Origin of the sequence: Pseudomonas sp. TSRC2-2, from assembly GCF_049897785.1 — a bacterium.
In the GTDB taxonomy this organism is placed as follows: Bacteria; Pseudomonadota; Gammaproteobacteria; order Pseudomonadales; family Pseudomonadaceae; genus Aquipseudomonas.
The window spans coordinates 289,674-309,057 of record NZ_JAFCWZ010000008.1 but is presented as its reverse complement, the minus strand read 5'-3'; the positions used below and the strand labels follow the sequence as shown (position 1 = coordinate 309,057).

The 19,384-nt window shown below is 59.4% G+C and carries 16 protein-coding genes; 14 read left to right on the top strand and 2 right to left on the bottom strand.

Annotation, left to right across the window (positions count from 1 at the left end; genetic code table 11):
* Positions 1-503 precede the first annotated feature (503 nt).
* The 9 genes from ACP7D9_RS18415 (at position 504) to ACP7D9_RS18375 (ending at position 13,309) form a co-directional block, all read left to right on the top strand.
* Positions 504-1,904, top strand: a complete 1,401-nt coding sequence (locus ACP7D9_RS18415; protein WP_426158991.1) for a polynucleotide adenylyltransferase PcnB — start codon at positions 504-506, stop codon at positions 1,902-1,904.
* 3 nt (positions 1,905-1,907) lie between these two features.
* A complete protein-coding gene (gene folK, locus ACP7D9_RS18410) occupies positions 1,908-2,393 on the top strand; it encodes a 2-amino-4-hydroxy-6-hydroxymethyldihydropteridine diphosphokinase (protein WP_101157637.1) in 486 nt (161 codons plus the stop codon).
* Positions 2,394-2,791: 398 nt separating this feature from the next.
* Positions 2,792-3,592 carry a 3-methyl-2-oxobutanoate hydroxymethyltransferase gene (panB, locus tag ACP7D9_RS18405; RefSeq protein WP_101157635.1) on the top strand — a complete coding sequence of 267 codons (801 nt, stop codon included), beginning with the start codon at positions 2,792-2,794 and terminating at the stop codon, positions 3,590-3,592.
* The gene (panC, locus tag ACP7D9_RS18400; RefSeq protein ID WP_426158988.1) at positions 3,589-4,449 is read left to right on the top strand and encodes a pantoate--beta-alanine ligase; all 861 of its coding nucleotides are present in this window, start codon (positions 3,589-3,591) and stop codon (positions 4,447-4,449) included. Before panB ends, panC begins: the two co-directional genes overlap by 4 nt.
* A gap of 379 nt (positions 4,450-4,828) precedes the next feature.
* Complete coding sequence (gene pgi / locus ACP7D9_RS18395) at positions 4,829-6,493, top strand: glucose-6-phosphate isomerase (protein ID WP_101157631.1); 1,665 nt, start codon at positions 4,829-4,831, stop codon at positions 6,491-6,493.
* Positions 6,494-6,742: 249 nt separating this feature from the next.
* Positions 6,743-8,680 carry an acetate--CoA ligase gene (acs, locus tag ACP7D9_RS18390; RefSeq protein WP_426158986.1) on the top strand — a complete coding sequence of 646 codons (1,938 nt, stop codon included), beginning with the start codon at positions 6,743-6,745 and terminating at the stop codon, positions 8,678-8,680.
* A 143-nt stretch (positions 8,681-8,823) separates the two neighbouring features.
* Positions 8,824-9,840 (top strand): class I SAM-dependent rRNA methyltransferase, encoded by a 1,017-nt coding sequence (locus ACP7D9_RS18385; RefSeq protein WP_426158984.1) that lies wholly within the window; start codon positions 8,824-8,826, stop codon positions 9,838-9,840.
* 221 nt (positions 9,841-10,061) lie between these two features.
* Positions 10,062-13,013 carry a DUF748 domain-containing protein gene (locus tag ACP7D9_RS18380; protein ID WP_426158982.1) on the top strand — a complete coding sequence of 984 codons (2,952 nt, stop codon included), beginning with the start codon at positions 10,062-10,064 and terminating at the stop codon, positions 13,011-13,013.
* Positions 13,010-13,309 carry a DUF2845 domain-containing protein gene (locus ACP7D9_RS18375; protein WP_426158980.1) on the top strand — a complete coding sequence of 100 codons (300 nt, stop codon included), beginning with the start codon at positions 13,010-13,012 and terminating at the stop codon, positions 13,307-13,309. The genes ACP7D9_RS18380 and ACP7D9_RS18375 overlap by 4 nt, the downstream gene beginning before the upstream one ends.
* Positions 13,310-13,452: 143 nt before the next feature.
* On the opposite strand, the gene ACP7D9_RS18370 is transcribed toward ACP7D9_RS18375, so the two are convergent.
* Both ACP7D9_RS18370 and ACP7D9_RS18365 read right to left on the bottom strand, forming a co-directional pair.
* On the bottom strand, positions 13,453-13,806 hold the full coding sequence (locus ACP7D9_RS18370) for a BON domain-containing protein (protein WP_101157621.1): 354 nt from the start codon (positions 13,804-13,806) through the stop codon (positions 13,453-13,455).
* Between the two features lie 298 nt (positions 13,807-14,104).
* On the bottom strand, positions 14,105-14,542 hold the full coding sequence (locus tag ACP7D9_RS18365; protein ID WP_426158977.1) for a pilin: 438 nt from the start codon (positions 14,540-14,542) through the stop codon (positions 14,105-14,107).
* 226 nt (positions 14,543-14,768) lie between these two features.
* Here ACP7D9_RS18365 and pilB point away from each other — a divergent pair, with 226 nt between their 5' ends.
* The 5 genes from pilB to yacG are packed head-to-tail and all read left to right on the top strand — an operon-like array spanning position 14,769 to position 19,380.
* Complete coding sequence (gene pilB / locus ACP7D9_RS18360; RefSeq protein WP_101157617.1) at positions 14,769-16,469, top strand: type IV-A pilus assembly ATPase PilB; 1,701 nt, start codon at positions 14,769-14,771, stop codon at positions 16,467-16,469.
* Between the two features lie 2 nt (positions 16,470-16,471).
* Positions 16,472-17,689 (top strand): type II secretion system F family protein, encoded by a 1,218-nt coding sequence (locus tag ACP7D9_RS18355; protein ID WP_101157615.1) that lies wholly within the window; start codon positions 16,472-16,474, stop codon positions 17,687-17,689.
* A 1-nt stretch (position 17,690) separates the two neighbouring features.
* Entirely contained in the window at positions 17,691-18,563 is an 873-nt protein-coding gene (locus ACP7D9_RS18350) for a prepilin peptidase (RefSeq protein ID WP_397479507.1), read from the top strand.
* Positions 18,560-19,183, top strand: a complete 624-nt coding sequence (gene coaE / locus ACP7D9_RS18345; RefSeq protein ID WP_313005931.1) for a dephospho-CoA kinase — start codon at positions 18,560-18,562, stop codon at positions 19,181-19,183. The genes ACP7D9_RS18350 and coaE overlap by 4 nt, the downstream gene beginning before the upstream one ends.
* Entirely contained in the window at positions 19,180-19,380 is a 201-nt protein-coding gene (yacG, locus tag ACP7D9_RS18340; protein WP_016773149.1) for a DNA gyrase inhibitor YacG, read from the top strand. The genes coaE and yacG overlap by 4 nt, the downstream gene beginning before the upstream one ends.
* Positions 19,381-19,384 lie beyond the last annotated feature (4 nt).

The window sequence follows — 19,384 nt, the reverse complement described above, 5'->3', positions numbered from 1 at the left end:
AAATAAGACGAATCGACTCACGCACAATAAAAACAAGACGGCGAGAGGCGCAGCTAACTGATTCTTTTGGAGAGGCGTTGTATTTGGGGCTTGCCCCACGACCAGGCCGAGAACAACAAAAACTGTCCTAAGACAGAGCCTGTACTGGTTGGATCGACAGATCACTGCAATTCAGCGACCAAAGCAATCCGTTTGCTCTTGGCTCCCGATTGGGAGGGTCACGAAGGAAGCACTTCGTGGCGAGGGCACTCAACAAAAACAAGAAGCCCGAATCAATAATAAAAAGAGCACGCAACTACTTCTTGGGGAGCTTCGGCTCCCCTTGTAGTTTCTCCCTTCTGTAAAAAATCCTCCGATCTACCCCGCTCGCCCCCTTGTAACTTGCGGCTTTCAGCTTGAATCTGCTGTCTCCTACACCATCCCCCGACTAAATGCTAGAATCTGCGCCCATCATGCGGTCATTCTTTTGGTATGGCCGAACATTCCTTCAAACAGTGCATCCCATGCTGAAGAAGCTGTTCCAGTCATTCCGAACTCCCGTGCGTCGTACGCAACACATCCGCAGCACCCCTGAAGTGCTCAACAGCGGCCAACACTCGCTGCAGAAAACGCAATTCAGCCGCTATGCGGTGAATATCGTCGAACGCCTGCAAGGTGCCGGTTACCAGGCTTACCTGGTCGGTGGTTGCGTGCGTGACATGCTGCTGGGCATCACGCCCAAGGATTTCGACGTCGCCACCAGCGCCACCCCCGAGCAGGTCCGCGCCGAATTCCGCAATGCGCGGATCATTGGCCGTCGCTTCAAGCTGGTGCATATCCATTTCGGTCGCGAAATCATTGAAGTCGCGACCTTCCGCGCCAATCACCCGGTCAACGAAGACGACGAAGACAGCAATCAGTCTTCGCGCAACGAGAGCGGGCGGATTCTGCGCGATAACGTCTACGGCACCCTGGAAGAAGACGCGCAACGCCGCGACTTCACCATCAACGCCCTGTATTACGATCCGGTCAGCGAGCGCATTCTCGATTACGCCAATGGCGTGCACGACATCCGCAATCATCTGATCCGTCTGATCGGTGACCCGAAGCAGCGTTACCAGGAAGACCCAGTGCGCATGCTGCGGGCCGTACGGTTTGCCGCCAAGCTCAATTTCGGCATCGAAAAGCACACCGTGCAGCCGATCCGCGAATTGGCGCCGATGCTGCGCGAGATTCCGTCGGCGCGGCTGTTCGAAGAAGTGCTCAAGCTGTTCCTCTCCGGTCACGGCGCGATCACCTTTGAAATGCTGGTCGATCTGCAACTGTTCGCCCCGCTGTTCCCGGCCAGTGCCGAAGCGCTGGAATACAATCCGCAATACACCCACACGCTGATCAGCGAAGCCCTGACCAACACCGACCTGCGCATCAAGCAGAACAAACCGGTAACCCCGGCGTTCCTCTTCGCTGCGCTGTTGTGGCCGGCGCTACCGGCGCGCGTGTTGCGTCTGCAGGAACGTGGCATGCCGCCGATTCCGGCGATGCAGGAAGCCGCTCACGAACTGATTGCCGAGCAGTGCCAGCGCATCGCGATTCCGAAGCGCTTCACCATGCCGATCCGCGAAATCTGGGACATGCAGGAACGCCTGCCACGCCGCAGTGGCAAACGCGCCGATCTGTTGCTGGACAACCCGCGCTTTCGTGCCGGTTACGATTTCCTCCTGCTGCGTGAAAGCGCCGGTGAGGAGACCGACGGCCTCGGCGAATGGTGGACCGATTATCAGGACGCCAACGACAGCGAGCGCCGCGACATGATCCGCGACCTCAGCGGCAAGGGTGACGATGCCAGCGGCGCACCGCGCAAACGTCGCCGCAGCGGCGGTTCCAAGCGCAAGCGCGCCGGCGCATCGAGCGCAACGGGCGAATAAGCCATGGAGCGCATCTATATTGGCTTGGGCAGCAACCTCGCTGACCCGGCCGGACAATTGCGCAGCGCCGTCGCGGCGCTGGAGCAATTGCCGCAGACCACCCTCGCTGGCGTTTCCAGCTTTTATCAAAGCGATTCGCTGTTGCCCGGCCAGCCGCGTTACACCAATGCTGTCGTCGCCCTCGATAGCTCGCTTGCTCCGATCGAGCTGCTCGACGCCTTGCAGGCGATCGAGAATGAGCAGGGACGTGAGCGTCTGGAGCGTTGGGGGCCACGCACGCTGGATCTGGATATTCTGCTGTTCGGCGATCGCCTGATCGATGAGCCACGGCTGAAAGTCCCGCATTATCAGATTCAGGAGCGGGCGTTCGTACTCTATCCTCTCGCAGAACTGGCGCCGCAAGACCTGCGGCTTGCCGATGGCCGCGCCCTCTCCGACCTGCTCGCCGCCTGCCCGTTCGTCGGCCTTGAACGCATCTTCCAGCCCTGACCCAAATTCCCCTGTAGGAGCTGCGGAACGCTGCGGTCTTTTGATCTTGATTCTAAAGACCAAAAGATCGCAGCCTCGTTTCACTCGACAGCTCCTACAGTTGATCGGGTGATATTCATGATTCCTGTCAGACAAAAATCCCCCGAATCAGGCCCGCCGCGCCGCTGAATCGCATCAGTAACGCCGGTAACACTGCCCGCGTAACAATGCGGTAACACACGCAATTGACTTCCTGTTGGCTCATCACGACTATAGGCGTCCCGCTGCCGCCAACCCGGCATGAACGGGCGCAATCCAGGCCTTTCAAAGCACGACACAAGACCGTGCGCCTGAGTAGATGAAAAATCACGCGCGTGACTCGCAGCAGTTTCCAGAGCGCCTGAACGAGGATTTTTTACATGCCAGCCATCACCCTGACCACGCTCCAGAGCCTCAAGCAGAAAGGTGAAAAGATCACCATGCTGACCTGCTATGACGCGACCTTCGCACATGCCTGCAATGAGGCTGGTGTCGAAGTGCTGCTGGTCGGCGACTCCCTCGGTATGGTCCTGCAGGGTCACGACAGCACTCTGCCGGTGACCACGGCGGAAATGGCCTACCACGTCGCCAGCGTCAAGCGCGGCAATGGCGATGCCTTGATCCTCGCCGACCTGCCGTTCATGGCCAATGCCACCCTCGAACAAACCATGACCAACAGCGCCCTGCTGATGCAGGCCGGTGCGCACATGGTCAAGGTTGAAGGTCAGCTGTGGCTGGCGGAGTCGATCCGCCTGCTGGCCGAACGCGGTGTCCCGGTGTGTGCGCACATGGGCCTGACCCCGCAGGCGGTGAACCTCCTCGGTGGCTATAAAGTGCAGGGCCGCAACGAGAACCAGGCGCGCCAGATGCGTGCCGATGCGATCGCGCTGGAGCAGGCCGGCGCGGCCATGCTGCTGCTCGAATGCGTGCCGAGCGAACTGGCAGCGGAAATCAGCCAGGCCGTGAGCATTCCGGTGATCGGCATCGGCGCCGGCAACGCTACCGACGGCCAGGTACTGGTATTGCACGACATGCTCGGCCTGTCGATCACCGGCCGTGTACCCAAATTCGTCAAGAACTTCATGCACGGTCAGGACAGCATCCAGGCTGCGTTGAAGGCTTACGTCAACGAAGTCAAAGCCACTACGTTCCCCGGCATCGAACACGGATTCTCTGCATGAACACCGTCAAAACCGTACGCGAACTGCGCGCCGCCGTCGCCCGCGCGCGCAGTGAAGGCAAGCGCATCGGCTTCGTGCCGACCATGGGCAACCTGCACAGCGGCCACGTTGCGTTGATCACCAAGGCCACACAGCGAGTGGACTTCGTGGTCGCGAGTATTTTCGTTAACCCGCTGCAATTCGGTGCCGGTGAAGACCTCGACAAATACCCGCGCACCCTCGCAGCCGATCAGGAAAAACTCCTCGAAGCCGGTTGCGATCTGCTGTTTGCGCCAACCATTGAAGAAATGTATCCCGATGGCATGGCCGGTCAGACCCGGGTCAGCGTGCCGCAATTATCCGAAGGTCTGTGTGGCGCCAGCCGTCCGGGGCACTTCGAAGGCGTGGCGACGGTGGTCAGCAAGCTGTTCAACATGGTCCAGCCAGATCTGGCGATTTTCGGCCAGAAGGATTACCAGCAACTGGCAGTCATCCGCGCGCTGGTGCATGACCTGAACATGCCGATTCAGATCATCGGCGAGCCGACCGTGCGTGCAGCGGACGGTCTGGCATTGTCGTCGCGCAACGGTTTTCTCAGTGAAGACCAGCGTGCCGTGGCACCGGTGGTCTACCGCGTGCTGAGCAACATTGCCGAAGCGATCAAGCAAGGCGAACGCGGCTATCCGGCGCTGATCGCTACGCAGTTGCAAGTGCTGGAAGCCGCGGGTCTGCGTCCGGATTATCTGGAGATCCGCCATGGCCTGAGCTTGCGTACGGCGACGGCGGAAGATCGCGATCTGGTAATTCTGGTAGCGGCGTTCCTCGGCACCACGCGGTTGATCGACAACCTGCATCTGAATCTCGACAGCCCGATTTAAACAGCAACGAATTTCCCTGTGGGAGCGAATCTGCTCGCGAAGGCGGTGTATCAGCGACTTATAAGTTGCCTGACACGACGCCTTCGCGAGCAGGCTCGCTCCCACAGGTGTTTTCGGTGCTGCAGAAATCATCTGTCGGACGTGCCGGGTGGGTGGAAGTCTTCCGCGCATCTCCGTTTGTCGGGCAGATTCCACTGCGAATGTTAAAAAAGTACAGGGATCTGGTCAGACAAAGTCAAGACAGAACGCAGCGCGAGGTTTACTGTATTCGCCCTGTGTCCAGTTATCGTGTCGACGCAGTTGATCCCATGCGATAAAAGGCATGGTTGATCTGTACCGTGTTCAAAAGGCCGTTCAAGTAAAAAGGAAAACCGCAGCGATGGCGTACTACCGCACTCCTCACGACGTTACCGCTCTGCCCGCCTGGCAAGCGTTGAAAGATCACCGCCAAGCGATGCAGGATTTCAGCATGCGCGAAGCCTTCAACGCCGATCCGCAGCGTTTCAATCAGTTCACTCTCAGCAGCTGCGGCCTGTTTCTCGATTATTCGAAGAATTTGATCAACGCCCAGACCCGCAACCTGCTGGTGGGTCTGGCCAACGAAGTCGATCTGAAGGGCGCAATCAAAGCGCTGTTCGACGGCGAAATCGTCAACGCCTCCGAAGCCCGTCCGGCCCTGCACACCGCCCTGCGCCGCCCGGTCGGCGACAAGTTGTCGGTCAACGGCGTCAACGTGATGCCGGAAGTGCACAAGGTACTCAACCAGATCACCGATCTGGTCGGCCGCATCCACGACGGCCTTTGGCGCGGCTACACCGAGAAGCCGATCACTGACGTGGTCAACATCGGCATCGGTGGCTCGTTCCTTGGTCCTGAACTGGTGTCCGAAGCGCTGCTTTCCTACGCGCAGAAAGGCGTGCGTTGCCACTATCTGGCGAACATCGACGGCAGTGAGTTTCACGAGCTGACGCAGAAACTGCGCGCCGAGACCACGCTGTTCATCGTTTCGTCGAAGTCGTTCAACACCCTCGAAACCCTGAAGAATGCCCAGGCTGCCCGTGCCTGGTACCTGGCGCAGGGCGGTTCGGAAGCCGAGCTGTATCGTCACTTTATCGCCGTCTCGAGTAACAACGCGGCAGCCGTGGCGTTCGGTATTCGCGAAGAAAACATCTTCCCGATGTGGGACTGGGTTGGCGGCCGTTACTCGCTGTGGTCGGCGATTGGTTTGCCAATTGCCCTGGCCATCGGCATGTCCAACTTCAAGGAACTGCTGTCCGGTGCCTACACCATGGACCAGCATTTCCAGACCGCGCCGTTCGAACAGAACATGCCGGTGCTGCTGGCCCTGCTTGGCGTCTGGTATGGCAACTTCTGGGGCGCGCAAAGCCACGCGATCCTGCCGTACGACCACTACCTGCGCAACATCACCAAGCACTTGCAACAACTGGACATGGAATCCAATGGCAAGAGCGTGCGTCAGGACGGCACCTCGGTATCGACCGATACCGGTCCGGTAATCTGGGGCGGCGTCGGCTGCAACGGTCAGCACGCTTACCATCAGTTGCTGCACCAGGGCACCCAGCTGATTCCGGCTGACTTCATCGTGCCGATCGTCAGCTTCAATCCGGTTTCCGACCACCATCAGTGGCTGTACGCCAACTGCCTGTCGCAGAGCCAGGCACTGATGCTCGGCAAGACCCTGCCAGAAGCCGAAGCCGAACTGCGCGACAAAGGCATGAGCGAAGACGACGTGCGCAAACTTGCGCCGCACAAGGTGATCCCGGGCAACCGTCCGAGCAACACGTTGGTGGTCGAACGCATCAGTCCGCGTCGCCTCGGCGCACTGGTTGCCATGTATGAACACAAAGTGTTCGTGCAGAGCGTGGTCTGGGGCATCAATGCCTTCGATCAGTGGGGCGTGGAACTGGGCAAGGAGCTGGGCAAAGGCGTCTACAACCGTCTGGTCGGCAGCGATGAAACCGTTGCCGATGACGCCTCGACTCAGGGCCTGATCAACTACTTCCGCGGGCGTCATCGCGGGTGATATGACTAAGTTGGCCACAAAACTGTGGTCAACGTGGTCCGAATGTGGGAGCGGGCTTGCTCGCGAACGCGGTGAATCATTCAGCCTCTCTGTTGACTGACACACCGTATTCGCGAGCAAGCCCGCTCCCACAGTTGTTCTGTGTATACCTGAATTCCGTAATCGCCATCGACTTCCTGTTCAGGCTTGAACCCTTCGCCCTCTCGGCGCATCTTTATTCGTGTCGCACCACAAGAATAAGGAACCGCCATGTTCGATATCAGCACGTTCCCCAAAGCCGATGCCGTGCGCCAGGCTGCTCAGTTGAGCCAGGACGAGTATCGGCGCCTGTACCGCGAATCGATTGAACACCCCAGCGCTTTCTGGGCCGAGCAGGCCACACGTTTTCTCGACTGGAGCACACCGTGGCAGACCGTGCAGCGCTATGACCTGAAAACCGGCGAAGCGGCCTGGTTTGCCGGCGGCAAGCTCAACGTCAGCTACAACTGCATCGACCGTCATCTCGACCAACGCGGCGAGCAGACGGCCCTGCTCTGGGAAGGCGATGACCCTGGCGAATCTGCGCAGATCACCTACAACAAACTCCATCACCACGTCTGCCGGCTGGCCAACGTGCTGAAAAGCCGTGGCGTGAAGAAAGGCGATCGGGTCTGCATCTACATGCCGATGATTCCCGAAGCCGCCTACGCCATGCTCGCCTCCGCGCGAATCGGCGCGATTCATTCGGTGGTGTTCGGCGGATTTTCTCCGGATTCCCTGCGTGATCGAATTCTCGACGCCGACTGCCATACCGTGATCACGGCCGATGAAGGCGTGCGCGGCGGCCGCTTCGTGCCGCTGAAAAACAACGTCGACAAAGCCCTGCAAAGTTGCCCGAACGTCAGCACCGTGGTGGTGGTCGAGCGCACTCAAGGCCAAGTCGATTGGGTCGAAGGCCGCGACCTCTGGTATCACCAGGCGGTGCGCGAGGTCAGCGACGACTGCCCGCCGGAACCAATGGACGCCGAAGACCCGTTGTTCATCCTCTACACCTCCGGCAGCACCGGCAAACCCAAAGGCGTGCTGCACACCACCGGCGGCTATTTGCTGCAAGCAGCGATGACCTTCAAATACGTACTTGATTACCGCGACGGCGAAGTGTTCTGGTGCACCGCCGACGTCGGCTGGGTCACCGGCCACAGTTACATCGTCTACGGGCCGCTGGCCAACGGTGCGACGACATTGATGTTCGAAGGCGTGCCGAGCTACCCAAACAGTTCGCGGTTCTGGCAAGTGATCGACAAGCACAAGGTCAACATTTTCTACACCGCGCCGACCGCCCTGCGTGCGTTGATGCGTGAAGGCGCCGAACCATTGAAGGAAACTTCGCGCGCCAGCCTCAGATTGCTCGGCAGCGTCGGTGAGCCGATTAACCCCGAAGCGTGGGAATGGTATTTCAATGCCGTCGGTGAACAGCGCTGCCCGATCGTCGACACCTGGTGGCAGACAGAAACCGGCGGCATCATGCTCAGCCCGCTGGTCAGTGCCCAACGAATCAAGCCCGGCTGCGCGACGCAACCGATGTTCGGCGTGCAACTGGTGTTGCTCGACGAAGTCGGCAAGGAAATCAAAGGTGCCGGCAGCGGCGTGCTGGCGATCAAGTCGAGCTGGCCGGCGCAGATTCGCAGCGTCTACGGCGATCCGCAGCGGATGATCGATACCTACTTCAAGCCCTATCCCGGCTATTACTTCACCGGCGACGGCGCCCGCCGCGACGAGGACGGCGATTACTGGATCACCGGACGCATCGACGACGTCATCAACGTCTCCGGTCACCGCATCGGCACCGCCGAAGTGGAAAGCGCGCTGGTGCTGCACGACAGCATCGCCGAGGCCGCCGTGGTCGGTTATCCCCACGACGTCAAAGGCCAGGGCATCTACGCGTTCGTCACACCAATGAACGGCACCGAGGCCAACGAAGCGTTGAAAAACGACCTGCTGGCGCACGTCAGCAAGGAGATCGGCAGCTTCGCCAAACCAGACCTGATTCAGTGGGCGCCGGCGCTGCCGAAAACCCGATCGGGCAAGATCATGCGGCGAATCCTGCGCAAGATTGCCTGCAATGAACTCGACAGTCTGGGCGACACTTCGACCCTGGCTGATCCGAGTGTGGTGCAGGATCTGGTCGACAAGCGTTTGAATCAATAGCTTCAAAAGCTTCGCGAGCAGGCTCGCTCCCACAGGTGATCGCATTGCACTGTGGGAGCGAGCCTGCTCGTGAAGGCCATCACGCGATCCACCGGCAAACTGTTAAACTCCCGCGCCCCAATTCCTCTCAGCAAGGCGCCCGCATGTCTTCCTTGAATCAGGCGCTGCGCGCCGCCCTCGATCAACGCCAGGACCTGCTTGCTGCGCTGCACAGCCAGGGCACCGATTGCTATCGGCTGTTCCACGGCAGCCAGGAAGGCGCCGGTGGCCTGACCATCGACCGCTACGGCCCGCAACTGCTGGTGCAGAGTTTTCACCAGACGCTCGAACGTGACGATCTGTTGCAACTGCATGCCATGGTCAACCAGACGCTGGGCTTCGACACCCTGCTGGTCTACAACGACCGCTCCCGCGGCAATTCGCGGATCGATCGCGAAGACAGCGTCTATAAAGCCGATGACGCTGCACTGGCCGATCTGGTCGGGCATGAATGGGGCCTGAACTACCGCGTGCGCGGGCGCCATGCCGGGCAGGATCCGCTGCTGTTCCTGGATCTGCGCAACACCCGCGGCTGGGTCAAGGATCACGCGCCAGGCAAAAGCGTGCTCAACCTTTTCGCCTATACCTGTGGCGTTGGTCTCAGCGCTGCGGCGGGCGGTGCGCGCGAAGTGTGCAATCTGGATTTCGCCGAGGGCAATCTGGCGGTTGGTCGTGAGAACGGCTTACTCAACCCGCAACTGCCGCCGATGCAATTCATTCAATCCGATTACTTTCCAGCCATCCGCCAACTCGCCGGCCTGCCGATCAGCCAACGGCGCGGGCAGAAACTGCCGAGCTATCAGCGCCTCGAACAGCGCCAATACGATCTGGTGCTGCTCGACCCGCCGGCATGGGCGAAAAGCCCGTTCGGCACGGTCGATCTGCTGCGCGATTATCAGAGCCTGCTCAAACCCGCGCTACTGACCACCGCCGACAACGGCGTGCTGATCTGCTGCAACAACCTGGCGAAAGTCAGCATGGACGACTGGCGCGAGCAGGTGTTGCGCTGCGCCGAGAAGGCCGGGCGGCCGGTGCGCGAGTGGAGCGTGATGCCCCCGGGCGCCGACTTCCCTTCGCAGGATCAACAACCGCCGTTGAAGACGCTGATTTTGCAACTGTGATTGCCGAGTCACCAATAGCCACACTCCATTGTGGGTGCGAGCTTGCTCGCGAAAGCGGTGTATCGGTTATCAAAAAGACTGCCTGATCCGACGGCCTGGCGAGCACGCCCGCCCCAACATGGAATATTTTCCTACAGAGATTTCTGAACAATCCTGCCCCACATCAAGCACTTCGGAACCAGAATCGCGTGCCATACTCCAAGGCACTCCGATTCAGACAGATGAAGCCGCACATGCCCAAAGGATTGATTCGCGCGATTGGCGCACTGCTGACAGCCCTGGCCCTCTACAGCCTGCTGGGGTTTCTGATCCTGCCGGGCATTGCCTTGCGCGTGGTCAACCAGCAACTGGCGAACTACGCGACGGTGCCAGCGCATCTGCAGCGCATCGAGCTCAACCCGTTCAGCCTTGAGGTCACCTTGTGGGGCCTGGTCATCGGCGAGCCGGGCAAGGAGCAGGTCGGCTTCGATCGCCTCTATGCCAACTTGCAGATCGACAGCCTGTGGACCAAGGCGCTGCACCTGTCGGATATCGAGCTGGACAAACCCAAGAGCGAAATCCTTTTTGCCAAGGACGGCAAGCTCAACCTGCTGGGTCTGTTCAACGTGCCGCCGAGTGAGCCCACACCCGCCGATCCCGACGCCAAGCCGTTTCCGCTGCGCATCGACAACATCAAACTGGCCGGCGGCGTTGTGCATTTCGAAGATGTGCGCCCCAGCGAGCCGATCGAATTTCTATACGACGATCTCAGTTTCGAGCTGAAAAACCTCAGCACTCTGCCCGAGGACAGCGCCGACATGACCCTCGTCGCGATCGGCCCCGCTGGCGGACGGATCGACTGGACTGGCAACTTCAGCCTGATCCCGTTCACCTCCGAAGGTACCTTGAAAGTCACCGATGGCCAGATGAAATCCTTCTGGCCTTACGTACGCGACGCGGTGCCGCTGGTGCTGGAAAACGGCGTAGTCAGCCTCAGCACCGAGTACAAACTCAATCTGTCGAAACAGACCGAATTACTGCTGAACAACGTTGCGGTGAGCATCGCTCCGTTCGCCATCAAGGCCCCGGATGGACGCCCACTGGCCAGGCTCGAACGTCTCGACGTCAGCGAAACCTCGCTGGACCTTGCCAGGCAGCAAGTGGTGGTCGGCAAGATCCGCAGCAACAAACTGGAAACCTGGGCCGCGCTGGAAGCCGACGGACAACTGGACTGGCAGAAGCTGTTCGCCAGTCAGCCTTCGAAACCTGCTGCCAAAGCGGCCGCCGAACCGGCCGATGCCCCGGCTGCCGCCGATTCGCCGAAGCCTGAATCGACTGCAGCGAGCAAGCCATGGCAGGTGCTGGTCAAGGACGTGCAACTGCGCAACTACACGGTCCATCTCGCTGATCGTTCGGCGCAACCGGCGGTGGCGCTGGACATCACCCCGCTGAACGTCGACCTGCAGGATTTCGACAGCCTCAATGGCTCGCCTTTCAAAATCAAGCTCGACAGCGGCCTGGGCAAACAAGGCAAGATCAGCGCAGACGGCACGGTGAATCTGGCCCCGGTCAACGCGCAACTCAACGTAAAAACCCAAGACGTCGACTTGCGCGTCGCGCAGTCCTACATCAACCCGTTCATTCGTCTGGAGCTGCGCAGCGGCATGCTCGGCAGTGACCTCAAGGTCGACCTGAAAAGCACCGAACCACTGGCGCTCAGCGTCACCGGCCGCGCGCAGATCGATCAACTGCACACCCTCGATACGCTCAAGACCCGCGACTTTCTCAAATGGCAGCAAGTGGTGGTCGACGGCATCAACTATCAGCACGGCAACAGCCTGTCGATCGACAAGGTCAACCTGTTGCAGCCCTATGTGCGATTCATGATCAACGACGATCGCACCACCAACGTCGATGACCTGCTGATCCCGCAACCGGCCGACAGCGCAGCAAAAGGCACCGCAGCCAAACCAGTCGGCAAGGACAAACCGCTGGGCATTCACATCGGTGCGATCGCCATCAACGACGGTTCGGCCAACTTCGCCGACTTCAGCCTGACCCCGAATTTCGCCACCGCCGTGCAGCAGCTCAACGGCCAGATCGGCACTATCGACAGCCGTCAGGCAAAACCGGCCAGCGTCGACATCAAAGGCAAGGTCGACCGCTACGCGCCGGTGACCATCAAGGGTGCGGTCAATCCGTTCGACCCGATGGCCAGCCTCGACATCGCCACCAGCTTCAAGCGCGTCGAACTGACGACCCTGACGCCCTACTCCGGCAAATTCGCCGGATACCGCATCCGCAAGGGCCGGCTTAACCTTGACCTGCATTACCTGATCACCAAGGGCCAGCTGAAAGCCGAAAACAAAGTGGTGGTCGAGCAGCTGCAACTGGGCGAGAAAGTCGACAGCCCCGATGCGGTGAGTCTGCCGCTTAAACTGGCGATCGCCCTGCTCAAGGATGTCGACGGCAAGATCTCCATCGAGTTGCCGGTGACCGGCGATTTGAATAATCCGCAGTTCAGCGTGATGCCGATCGTCTGGCAGACGCTGCGCAACCTGATCGTCAAGGCCGCTGCCGCACCGTTCAAGATGATTGGCGGACTGGTCAGTGGCGGCGGCTCCGAAGACCTCGGCACCGTATCCTTCGCGCCGGGTTCCAGCGACTTGAACAAAGACGCCGAAGCGGCGCTGGTGAAACTGTCGCAAGCACTCAAGGAACGTCCGGCGCTGCGCCTGGAGATCGAAGGCACTGCCGCAAAAAGCAGTGACGGACCGCTGCTGGCCGAGCAACGTCTGGAACGTGAATATCAGTACAACTACTACAAGATGCTCCAGCGCCGTGGCGACAAAGTCCCGGCCCAGGCCTCACTGCTGCAAGTACCAGAAAGCGAGAAAGGAGCCTTGCTCGAAGGCATCTACCGCACCCGCCTGAAAAACCAGCCACCGGCAGAATGGAAAGACCTGGGCAAAGAGGAACGCACGGCGAAAATGCGCCAGGGCGTTATCGCGTTCTGGAGCGGCAGCGATGTGCTGCTGCGTCAGTTGGGCCAGGATCGCGCCAGCACCATCAAGGATTACCTGGTCGACAAGGGCAAGCTCGAGGATGACCGCGTGTATTTCATCGACGCCAACCTCGGCGAGGCCGAAAGCGATGGCCGCGTAGTGACACAAATGCATCTGGATGCAGAATGACCGTGCGTAACTGGCTGGCGGTGCTCGCTCTGACGTGCGCCGCCGGCCACGCGTCGGCTTCGGATACATTGCGCTGTGGCAGCCAGTTGATCAGCCTCGGCGACCGCCCAAGCGAGGTGCTGCAAAAGTGTGGCGAGCCGGTGAGCCGTGACGTGCTGGGCTACAAGCGCAGTGCCAATCGCCGCGAGGAGTTTCAGGTCGAGGAATGGACCTACGGCCCTAACAACGGCATGTACCAATACCTGCGCTTTGAAGGTAACCGCCTGCGGCAGATCAACAGCAAACGCGGTAACTGAAAATAGAACAGGCCCCGACACAAGTGCCGGGGCCTGTAATGGTCACATCCGTGTGACCGTTCGCATGAACTCTAAAGTTGCGGCAGACGTATTGCTCGGCCCGTCTGTCGCGTCTTCTCCCGGTTCAGGCGAGAAGTCTTGCCTTACTCGGCTTTCAGGCCGTCAGCGGAGACCGCTTTAACGCCTTTGATTTTCTTGGTGATGTTCACTGCGGTGGTTTTCTGAGCTTCGGTAACAGCTACGTCAGAAGACAGGGAAACTACACCTTTGTTGGTTTCGACCTTGATGTCGGTGCCTGGAATACCTTTTTCGGTAACCAGATCGCTTTTCACTTTGGTAGTGATCCAGGTGTCGGAAGTAGCTTCTTTAGCCTGAGTCATTTCACCGGCAGCCAGAACCATTGGCGACTGGGTAGCCTGAGTGGTCTGGGCGAAAGCGCCACCAGCCATGGTCAGGGTCAGAGCGGTAGCAGCGGCAGTGATAGCGAACTTCTTCATACGAGTAACTCCTGTTTTTACTGGAAGTCTGCTGTAACGCTTGTCAGCAGGGTTACTGGAGATATTGCGAACGCTGTGCCAACTTTTTCCGTCATATAAAATCGTTTGAAAACAAAGAGTTATGAAAAATCATGATTTTCATTTTCATGCAAAATGCATGACTCGAGTGAAATTCACATGCAAGTTGCGGTTTTCAGGAAAGTTCATAAGTGGCTGAAATTATTGGAGCTTTTGTGAAGGGATCTGAAACGAAAATGCCCCGCAGTGCGGGGCATTTCCAGTTCTGACAGCAATGTGATTACGCACCGCTGGCCGTGCAGCCTCGAGGAGCGTAGTCCGAGTTTACGGTTGTCGCGCAGGTCCATACTCCGGAGGTATTACCCGTAGCAGCACCGGAACGAGAGAGAGTCACGGTTCTCCCCAATACCGGACCCGGCGCATTGAGCAGAGTGCAGGTAATCGAACCTTCGCCAGTCGCCGCTGTACCCGTGACTGCCAACGTACAGTTGGAAGTGGAAGTCGTACCGTTAGCCACGTTGGCCAGACTCGGCGCGGTGCCCTGATTGATCGTGTCCTCGAACGGCACTTTCAATGCACTGATCTCCGCCAACCCCGCCGTCACCTTCGACCGCGCCTGATACTTCGAATACTGCGGCAGGGCGATCGTCGCCAAAATACCGATGATCGCCACAACGATCAGCAGCTCGATCAATGTGAAACCTTGTTGTTTTTTCATAGACACGCTCCATGCATGAGTCGAAATCTCATGATCTGACCAAGGCTCAGCACAGCCCATGCCAACGCCTTTCAGGCCCCGCCCGCTGGGCGCGCGCAATCCTCTGTGCCGTTTCCTACAACCTGTAACCGCACTATCTGACACTTTTTGTCACCTGCACGGGCCGTGTTTGGTGCTGTCACTTGACTAGGCTATAAGTCATGAACGGCAAGCGTGCGGGATCCCCATGAATGACATCGCTCTGAGCGGTCTGGCCAAGCAATTGGTCCAGGCCGAACTGCTCACGGAAACAAGCGCCCGGCAATCCTGGGCGCAGGCCCAGCGCAATCGTGTGTCGCTGGTCAATTACCTGGTGCACAACAAACTGGTCAACAGCCGGCAGATCGCCGAGATCGCCTCGGAACATTTCGGCATGGCCCTGCTCGATCTGCATTGCCTGGACAAAGAAACCCAGCCCAAGGGGCTGGTCAGTGAAAAACTGGTTCGTCAGCACTGCGCCCTGCCGCTGTGGCGGCGCGGCAACAAACTGTTCGTGGGGCTTTCCGATCCGAGCAATCAGCAGGCGATCAGCGACATCCAATTCAGCACCGGCCTGAGCACCGAAGCGATTCTGGTCGAGGACGACAAGCTCAGCGACGCCATCGACAAGTTCTTCGACAGCCACACCTCGGGCCTGGAAGAAATGGCCGATGTCGATCTCGACGGCCTCGACGTCGAATCCATCGATGACAGCAAAAAGGACGTTATCGGCGGCCTCGATGCGGACGACGCCCCGGTCGTGCGCTTCGTGCATAAAATGCTGCTCGATGCGATCAAGAGCGGCTCTTCCGACCTGCATTTCGAGCCCTACGAAAAAAACTATCGGGTGCGCATGCGCACCGACGGCATGCTGCGTGAGGTGGCCAAGCCGCCAATCCAGTTGGCCGGGCGCATTGCCGCACGTTTGAAGGTAATGGCCAGTCTGGATATTTCGGAACGGCGCAAACCGCAGGACGGGCGCATCAAGATGCGTCTGTCAAAAAGCAAATCCATCGATTTCCGCGTCAATACCCTGCCGACGCTGTGGGGCGAAAAAGTGGTGATCCGGATTCTCGACCCGTCCAGTGCGCAAATGGGCATCGACGCCTTGGGTTACGAAACCGAACAAAAGGCCTTGTACCTCGCTGCGCTGAAACAGCCGCAAGGGATGATTCTGGTCACCGGCCCCACCGGCTCCGGCAAAACCGTGTCGCTGTACACCGGGCTGAACATCCTCAACACCGTCGACATCAACATTTCCACCGCCGAAGACCCGGTGGAAATCAACATGGAAGGCATCAACCAGGTCAACGTCAATCCTCGGCAAGGGCTGGACTTCGCCCAGGCGCTGCGTTCGTTTCTGCGCCAGGATCCGGACGTGATCATGGTCGGCGAGATCCGCGACCTGGAAACCGCCGAGATCGCGATCAAGGCTGCGCAGACCGGCCACCTGGTGCTGTCGACCCTGCACACCAACAGCGCGGCGGAAACCCTCACGCGCCTGCACAACATGGGCATTCCCGGTTTTAACATCGCCACCTCGGTCAGCCTGATCATCGCCCAGCGTCTGGCGCGCAAGTTGTGCGCGCACTGCAAGCGGCCGCTGGAGATCCCGCACGAAACCTTGCTCAAGGAAGGCTTCCCTGAGGAACGCATCGGCCATTTCACGATCTACGAGCCGGTCGGTTGCGATCACTGCAACGGCGGTTACAAAGGACGCGTGGGGATTTATGAAGTGGTAAAGAACACACCGGACCTGCAACGGCTGATCATGGCCGAGGGCAATTCGCTGGAAATCGACATTCAGATGCGTCGCGACGGCTTCGCCGATCTGCGCACTTCGGGGCTGCACAAGGCCATGCAAGGCATCACCAGCCTTGAGGAAATCAACCGGGTCACCAAGGATTGAACATGGCGGTCAAGGCAGCGAAAGTCAGCGTTTACGCCTGGGAAGGCACAGACCGCAAAGGCAGCAAGGTCACTGGAGAATTGAGTGGGCAGAATCCCGCACTGATCAAGGCGCAGTTGCGTAAACAGGGGATCAACCCCGGCAAGGTGCGCAAGAAATCCGCGTCCCTGCTGACCTTGGGCAAGCGCATCAAACCGCAGGACATCGCCCTTTTCACCCGGCAGATGGCAACGATGATGAAGGCTGGTGTACCGCTGTTGCAGTCCTTCGACATCATCGGTGAAGGCTTCGAAAACCCGGCCATGCGCAAGCTGGTCGATGAGGTCAAACAGGAGGTCGCGGCAGGTAACAGCTTTGCCACCGCCCTGCGCAAAAAGCCGCGATACTTCGACGAGTTGTACTGCAACCTGGTCGACGCCGGCGAACAGTCCGGCGCCCTCGACACCTTGCTCGAACGGGTCGCGACCTATAAGGAAAAAAGCGAAGCGCTCAAGGCCAAGATCAAGAAAGCCATGACTTACCCCACCGCCGTGGTGCTGGTGGCGGCTGTGGTAACGGGCATTCTGCTGGTCAAAGTGGTGCCGCAGTTCCAGTCGGTGTTTTCCGGGTTCGGTGCCGAACTGCCCGGCTTCACCCTGATGATCATCAGCCTGTCGGAATTCATGCAACAGTGGTGGTGGGCGATTCTTTTGGTATTGGTGGCGGCGTTTTTCGGTACTCGCCACGCGCTGAAGACTTCACAGGCCCTGCGCGACCGTCGTGATGCGTGGCTGCTGAAACTGCCGCTGGTGGGCACTTTGATGTACAAGTCCGCCGTCGCGCGTTTTGCCCGAACGCTGTCGACCACATTCGCAGCCGGTGTGCCACTGGTGGAAGCGCTCGATTCGGTCGCCGGCGCCACCGGTAACGTGGTGTTCAAGCGTGCAGTGCTGAGGGTTCGTCAAGACGTGTCGACCGGCATGCAACTGAATTTCTCGATGCGCAGCACCGGTGTGTTTCCGAACATGGCGGTGCAGATGACCGCCATCGGCGAGGAGTCCGGGGCGCTGGATGACATGCTCGACAAGGTCGCCGGCTTCTATGAAGCCGAGGTCGATAACATGGTCGACAACCTTACCAGCCTGATGGAGCCGTTCATTATGGTGGTGCTGGGAGTCATCGTCGGTGGTCTGGTGGTGGCCATGTATCTGCCGATTTTCCAACTCGGCTCAGCGATCTGACATGCCTATCGACGAACTGTTTGCCGTGTATCCGCTGGCCTTTGTGGTCACCGCGCTGCTGCTCGGGCTGGTGGTGGGGAGTTTTCTCAATGTGGTGGTCTGGCGTCTGCCGAAGATGCTTGAGCGCGACTGGCGCCAGCAAGCCCATGATGTGCTCGGCCTGCCCACCGAAACGCCTGTGCCGACTTACAACCTGATGCTGCCGCATTCCGCATGCCCGCATTGCGGACATCGGATCCGGCCGTGGGAAAACATTCCGCTGCTCAGCTACCTGTGCCTGCGCGGTCGCTGCTCGGCCTGCTCGGCGCCGATCAGCAAACGTTACCCGCTGACCGAACTGGCCTGCGGCCTGCTCTCGGCATTCATCGCCTGGCACCTGGGCTTTGGCTGGCCGGCAGGTTTGTTGATTTTGCTGACGTGGGGCTTGCTGGCGATGAGTCTGATCGACTGCGAACATCAACTGCTGCCCGATGTGCTGGTGCTGCCGTTGCTGTGGCTGGGGCTGATCGTCAACAGCTTCGGCGTGTTCGTGGCGTTGCCCGATGCATTGTGGGGCGCGGTCGCGGGTTATCTGGCGCTGTGGTCGGTGTTCTGGCTGTTCAAACTGCTGACCGGCAAGGACGGCATCGGTCATGGCGATTTCAAGCTGCTGGCCCTGCTTGGGGCGTGGGGTGGTTGGCAGATCCTGCCGCTGACGATTCTTCTGTCTTCCTTGGTGGGGGCGATTTTGGGTGTCGTCATGCTGCGTCTGCGCGCTCAGGAAACCTCGACGCCGATCCCGTTTGGGCCCTTTCTGGCAATTGCCGGCTGGATTGCCTTGCTCTGGGGTGGTCAAATAACCGACTTCTATTGGCAGTCTGTCGGCTTGAAATGAATACCCCTGTGGAAAAACCCTGGATTCTTGGCCTGACCGGCGGCATCGGCAGCGGTAAAAGCGCGGCGGCCCAGCACTTCATCGACCTCGGCGTGCATGTGGTGGACGCTGATCATGCGGCGCGCTGGGTGGTCGAGCCGGGGCGTCCGGCGCTGGCGAAGATCGCCGAACATTTCGGTTCCGGCGTATTGCAGGCCGATGGCACGCTGGACCGTGCCGCCCTGCGCACGCTGATTTTCGAGGACGCCGAACAACGGCGTTGGCTCGAAGCGCTGCTGCATCCGCTGATCGGCGAAGAAATCGCTCATCATCTGGCGCAGGCAAAATCGCCTTACGCGATTCTGGTTTCGCCGTTGCTGATCGAGTCCGGGCAATATGCGATGACACAACGCATCCTGGTCATCGATGCGCCGCAACAACTGCAGATCGAACGCACCCTGCAGCGTGACCAGACCAGCGAACAACAAGTGCAGGCGATCCTCAAGGCGCAATCGAGCCGTGAAGACCGCGTAAGCCGCGCCGACGATGTCATCGTCAACGACCGTGACCTCGCGTGGCTGCACAGCGAGGTCGAGCGCCTGCATCACTTTTACCTGACTTTATCCGGAGGCCAAGCATGAGCCAGATTCCAACCGTTGAATGCCCAACCTGCGGCGCCCCCGTCGAGTTTACCCCGGCGAACAAATTCCGTCCGTTCTGCTCCGACCGCTGCAAACTGATCGACCTCGGTGCCTGGGCCTCGGAAGAACACAAGATTCCAGTCGCCCCGGATGCTGAAGACGAACTGTTTTCCGGCGATTTCGACCCGCGTCACTGATCGC

Bases quoted from the DNA above. Each gene is read 5' to 3' on its own strand.
- ACP7D9_RS18415 (WP_426158991.1), top strand. From the start codon at position 504: ATGCTGAAGAAGCTGTTCCAGTCATTCCGAACTCCCGTGCGTCGTACG.
- folK (WP_101157637.1), top strand. From the start codon at position 1,908: ATGGAGCGCATCTATATTGGCTTGGGCAGCAACCTCGCTGACCCGGCC.
- panB (WP_101157635.1), top strand. From the start codon at position 2,792: ATGCCAGCCATCACCCTGACCACGCTCCAGAGCCTCAAGCAGAAAGGT.
- panC (WP_426158988.1), top strand. From the start codon at position 3,589: ATGAACACCGTCAAAACCGTACGCGAACTGCGCGCCGCCGTCGCCCGC.
- pgi (WP_101157631.1), top strand. From the start codon at position 4,829: ATGGCGTACTACCGCACTCCTCACGACGTTACCGCTCTGCCCGCCTGG.
- acs (WP_426158986.1), top strand. From the start codon at position 6,743: ATGTTCGATATCAGCACGTTCCCCAAAGCCGATGCCGTGCGCCAGGCT.
- ACP7D9_RS18385 (WP_426158984.1), top strand. From the start codon at position 8,824: ATGTCTTCCTTGAATCAGGCGCTGCGCGCCGCCCTCGATCAACGCCAG.
- ACP7D9_RS18380 (WP_426158982.1), top strand. From the start codon at position 10,062: ATGAAGCCGCACATGCCCAAAGGATTGATTCGCGCGATTGGCGCACTG.
- ACP7D9_RS18375 (WP_426158980.1), top strand. From the start codon at position 13,010: ATGACCGTGCGTAACTGGCTGGCGGTGCTCGCTCTGACGTGCGCCGCC.
- ACP7D9_RS18370 (WP_101157621.1), bottom strand. From the start codon at position 13,806: ATGAAGAAGTTCGCTATCACTGCCGCTGCTACCGCTCTGACCCTGACC.
- ACP7D9_RS18365 (WP_426158977.1), bottom strand. From the start codon at position 14,542: ATGAAAAAACAACAAGGTTTCACATTGATCGAGCTGCTGATCGTTGTG.
- pilB (WP_101157617.1), top strand. From the start codon at position 14,769: ATGAATGACATCGCTCTGAGCGGTCTGGCCAAGCAATTGGTCCAGGCC.
- ACP7D9_RS18355 (WP_101157615.1), top strand. From the start codon at position 16,472: ATGGCGGTCAAGGCAGCGAAAGTCAGCGTTTACGCCTGGGAAGGCACA.
- ACP7D9_RS18350 (WP_397479507.1), top strand. From the start codon at position 17,691: ATGCCTATCGACGAACTGTTTGCCGTGTATCCGCTGGCCTTTGTGGTC.
- coaE (WP_313005931.1), top strand. From the start codon at position 18,560: ATGAATACCCCTGTGGAAAAACCCTGGATTCTTGGCCTGACCGGCGGC.
- yacG (WP_016773149.1), top strand. From the start codon at position 19,180: ATGAGCCAGATTCCAACCGTTGAATGCCCAACCTGCGGCGCCCCCGTC.